This window comes from Corallococcus carmarthensis (genome assembly GCF_003611695.1).
GTDB lineage: Bacteria > Myxococcota > Myxococcia > Myxococcales > Myxococcaceae > Corallococcus > Corallococcus carmarthensis.
In genome coordinates this window covers 1-4,091 of the sequence record NZ_RAWE01000389.1, presented here as the reverse complement: position 1 = coordinate 4,091, position 4,091 = coordinate 1, and the positions used below count along the sequence as shown (strand labels likewise).

General features: G+C 69.5%; 3 protein-coding genes. 2 read left to right on the top strand and 1 reads right to left on the bottom strand.

Translation table 11 applies throughout. From position 1 onward, the window contains the following. Nucleotides 1-191: 191 nt before the first annotated feature. Both D7X32_RS43490 and D7X32_RS43485 read left to right on the top strand, forming a co-directional pair. Nucleotides 192-1,127, top strand: a complete 936-nt coding sequence (locus tag D7X32_RS43490) for a class I SAM-dependent methyltransferase (protein WP_244239508.1) — start codon at nucleotides 192-194, stop codon at nucleotides 1,125-1,127. 16 nt (nucleotides 1,128-1,143) lie between these two features. Then, entirely contained in the window at nucleotides 1,144-3,036 is a 1,893-nt protein-coding gene (locus D7X32_RS43485) for a hypothetical protein (RefSeq protein ID WP_120608353.1), read from the top strand. Nucleotides 3,037-3,046: 10 nt separating this feature from the next. Here D7X32_RS43485 and D7X32_RS43480 read toward each other — a convergent pair whose 3' ends face one another. Further along, a complete protein-coding gene (locus D7X32_RS43480; protein WP_120608352.1) occupies nucleotides 3,047-3,856 on the bottom strand; it encodes a hypothetical protein in 810 nt (269 codons plus the stop codon). Nucleotides 3,857-4,091: the final 235 nt, after the last annotated feature.

The window sequence follows — 4,091 nt, the reverse complement described above, 5'->3', positions numbered from 1 at the left end:
CATGTCACGGGACCGCGGGGGGGAGGGAACCTGAAGCAACGATTCCAGACGGAGGCCTATTTCGCGGCGTGCCGCCTGGAAAGCAAGGGGCTAGGGGCCTGGAGCCACGCTGGCGCGAGGGCCGCCCCTGGCCGGGGTCGTCCCATCCGACGTGTTGAGGCGGTGGGCCCCAGCGGCTACGGTGCGCCGCCATGATGGACAACGCCGCCCGTCGTGCCTCCGAACCGCACCTGGCCCCCGTGCCGGATGCCTGCTACCTGTGCAAGGGAGTGCGTCTGCGGCTGCGGCACCGGGCGCGCGGCGGAACCCAACCCCAGGGGGCGGCGGCCTACAACTGCACGTCCTTCGGCCACCGCAGCCACCCGCCCATCTGGGGCTGCGAGGACTGCGGGATGATGTTCCAGTGGCCGCTCCAGTCCCCGGACACGCTGCTCCAGGCGTACCAGGACGTGGAGGACCCGCTCTACGTCGCGGAGAAGGACAACCGCTACCACACCTTCCGCCGCGTGCTGCGCGAGCTGGGCCCGGCCCGGGACCGCACGCTGCTGGATGTGGGCGCCTACTGCGGCTACTTCCTGGACGTGGCGCGCGAGGCGGGCTTCCGCCCGGAGGGGCTGGAGCTGTCGCGCTGGGCGGCCGGCAACGCGCGGAGCCTGGGCTTCACGGTGCACGGCATCCCCCTGCGGGAGCTGGCGGCGAAGGGGCTCCAGTACGACGTGGTGACGCTGTGGGACGTCGTGGAGCACTTCGCGGATCCGCGCGAGGAGCTGAAGGCGGCGCTCAAGCTGGTGCGCCCCGGCGGACGCATCTACCTGTCCACCATCGACGCGGGCAGCCTGCTGGCGCGCCTGATGGGCGGCCAGTGGCCGTGGCTGATGGACATGCACCTGTTCTATTTCGGCCGCCGCACCCTGGCGATGCTGCTGGAGGAGGTGGGCTTCCACGTCACGGACGTCCGGACATACACGCACATCATCTCCGCGGACTACCTGCTGCGGAAGGTGGGGGCGAGCTTCACGCCCGCGGCGCCGGCGTTGGAGCTGGTGCGGCGCGGTGTGCCGTCCAGCTGGTCCATCCCGTTCAACCTGGGCGACAACATGCTGATGGCCGCCGAACGGCCCCTCTGAGTTGTCCCCCGCGCCTATGTCCCCCTTGATGCGGCGGGTCCTGCACCCGCTGGTGCTGCTCACGTTCTTCGCGCTGTCGGCCTTCCACACCTGGCCCCTGCTGTCCCAGATGCAGGGGCACGTGATGGGAGGCCGCGAAGACGTCTACATGAACATGTGGCACCTGTGGTGGATGCGGCAGGCCCTCTGGGTGCAGCCGCAGAACCCCTTCTTCGCGCCCTTCCTCCACTGGCCTTTGGGCGCGGAGCTGTACTGGCACACCCTGGCGCCCGCGAAGACGCTGTGGGGCGTGGTGCTGCTGCCGTTCATGCCGGTGGAGACGGCGTACAACGTGGTGCTGTTCGGCTCGTTCGTGCTGACGGGCTACACGTCGTGGCTGCTCTTGCGCTACCTGCTGGAGCGCGCGGGCCATGGGCCGTGGCTCGCGGCGGCGGCGGCGCTGGCGGGCGCGTGCGTGTTCAACTTCTCGCGCTACCACCTTGCCCACGCGACGGCGCACCTGAACCTCACCGCGCTGGAGGGGCTGCCGCTGTACCTGCTGTTCTTCTTCCGCTGGCTTGACGAGGGCAAGCGCAAGTGGCTGGTGGGGCTGGCGCTGTGCGCGTTGTACGTGTTGCTGTGTGACTACTACTACCTCGTCTACATCGCGCTCTTCTCACTGCTGTGGGTGGTGGCGGAGCGGTGGAAGCGGGGGCCGCTGCTCTCCGTCGAGACGCTGAAGGACCCGCTCATGCGCCGCGCGGCGGTGGCGGGCCTGGCCGCGGGGCTCGCGTGCGTGCCGCCCCTCGTGCCGCTGATGCTGCATGCGTTCCCCGCGCCGCTGCAGATCCACCACGGTGACTCCGACTACTTCTCGGACCTGTATGCGTTCTTCGTTCCGGACACGCGCTCGGCGTGGATGACGGACCTTCCCGCGAGCGCGCGTGAGTTCTCCCTGAACATCATGCGCATGAAGATGGCGACCAACGCGGAGGAGACCGGCAACTTCCTGGGCTGGTTGACGCCGCTCCTGGCCGTCTTCGCGGTGTGGCGGGGCGTGCCGGAGGGACGCCGCTGGCTGGGGCTGGGGCTGGGCTTCGCGGTGCTGTCCATGGGCACGGTGCTCAACATCGGCCTGGAGGACCGGCTGTCGCCGGTGGTGCTGCTCATCGTCATCGCCCTGGCCGTGGCGCTGGTGCCCGCGTGGCGGGAGCGGGTGTGGCGGCGGGACGTGCTGCTGCTGCTGGCGCTGTCGGTCTGGCTGGCGCTGTCGGAGCCGCTGACGGCGTTCGGCGTGCCGCTCAAGGTCCAGATTCCGATGCCCTACGTGGTGTTCAAGCACGTGGTGCCGCTGTTCTCGCGAGGGGGCATGCCGGTGCGCTTCGTGCTGCTCACGTTCCTGTCGCTGTCGGTGCTGGTGGCGTTCGCGGCGGCGCACGCGGGGGCGTGGGCGGCCCGGCGTGACGCACGGCTGGGGGTGGCGGTGGCGCTCGCGGTGGCGCTGGTTCCGAACATGGAGTACCGGGGCCTCCAGATGCCAGTGCCCGCGATTCCCCAGCTGCCGCCAGTGTTCGATGAGATTCGCGACACGCCCATGCCCGCGGCGGTGCTGACGGACAACGTGCAGGGGCAGTGGGAGCAGATCTTCCACGGCAAGCCAGTGTCCTTCGCCCGGCTGTCCCGGCTGCCGGTGCGGGAGTCGGCGCTGGTGGACTCGCGGTTGATCCGCGCTGCGGAAGGGATGCGCAGCGCGTTCGGCACCGTCACGCCGGAGGAGCGCCAGGAGATGCGGCGCTACCTGGAGGAGCACCACTTCAAGTGGTACGTGACGCACTACTTCCACCCCATCCGCCACCAGTTCATCACGGACGAGCTGGGGGGCCAGATGGTGTATCAGGACGGCTACGTCACCGTGTACCGCTTCCCCTGAGGGGATGCGGTCAGTCGCATTCGGCGTGCTGGATGTTCGTGCGCTCCATGGCGCTCGCGGACACGGTGCTGTCGCTCGCGGTCACGGTGACGCTCTCGTCCGCGGACAGCATGGAGCCGCACTCGGCCCAGGCGCTGGCGCCGCAGCTGCGGGTGAGGACCATCTTGCCTGCGTCCTTCGACGTCTCGATGCGCGTGTCCGTGCAGCGGTAGGCAGTGGGGCCGGTGGCCGGGTCGTTTCCGCGGACGTCCACGTCGCCCTCGGTGTCCTGTGTGGAGAGGACCTCGCCGTCCTTGCTGAAGAGGACGAAGTGGAACCGCGTCCGGGAGATGGAGTCTCCGTGTCCCTCCTCGTCGGGGGATTCCGTCTCCTCCTGTGTGAACACGCGCAGGGTCTCACCCGAGGGAATCTTGAGGACCTCGTCCCGGGCCAGCAGCGGGGACGCCGGCGGCTTGGGACAGGCGAGCTTCTTCGCGGGGAGCTTCACCTCGCGGGAGTAGGTCTCCGGGGCGAGCAGCTTGAGGTGTTCGAGGATGGGGGCCGCGTCGTCGGAGGGGCAGGTGCCCAGGATCCAGACCCAGAAGCCGGGCTTGAGGCCCGGGACGGTCTTGCTCTGGACGAGCCGGGGGTGGCCTTCCGGAAGGGTGAGGCCGGTCTTCTCGAGCAGCTTTTCGAGGCCGGGCCAGGAGTACTCCTGGCCTTCGGCTTCGGCCTTGTCCTTGGAGCCCTTCCAGATGAGCGCGACAGGCTTGCTGCTGGCTTCAGCGGGGACGGCCCCGATGAGGGCCATCAGGCCCAGGACGAAGATGCATGAACGCATGGCGGTTCCCCCTCGTGGTGCGCGACCGCACCGCCCGCGACGGTAGACCGTGGCCATCCAGGCTGTACACCTCCCGCCTGCCACGGCCCAGTCGGTCTGGCCCCCCGACCCTCCAAACCTGTCCGACTGTCGGACAGGTTCGTGCGGTTCGCCGCGGACGGGGAGGCGTCAGGTCCGAAGGCTCAGGACTTCTTGGGTCCGCCGCGCTTCGAGCGGGAGCCACGTGGGGCGGGGG

Excerpts from the sequence above, each read along its gene's own strand:
- D7X32_RS43490 (WP_244239508.1), top strand. The coding sequence starts at position 192 with ATGATGGACAACGCCGCCCGTCGTGCCTCCGAACCGCACCTGGCCCCC.
- D7X32_RS43485 (WP_120608353.1), top strand. The coding sequence starts at position 1,144 with ATGTCCCCCTTGATGCGGCGGGTCCTGCACCCGCTGGTGCTGCTCACG.
- D7X32_RS43480 (WP_120608352.1), bottom strand. The coding sequence starts at position 3,856 with ATGCGTTCATGCATCTTCGTCCTGGGCCTGATGGCCCTCATCGGGGCC.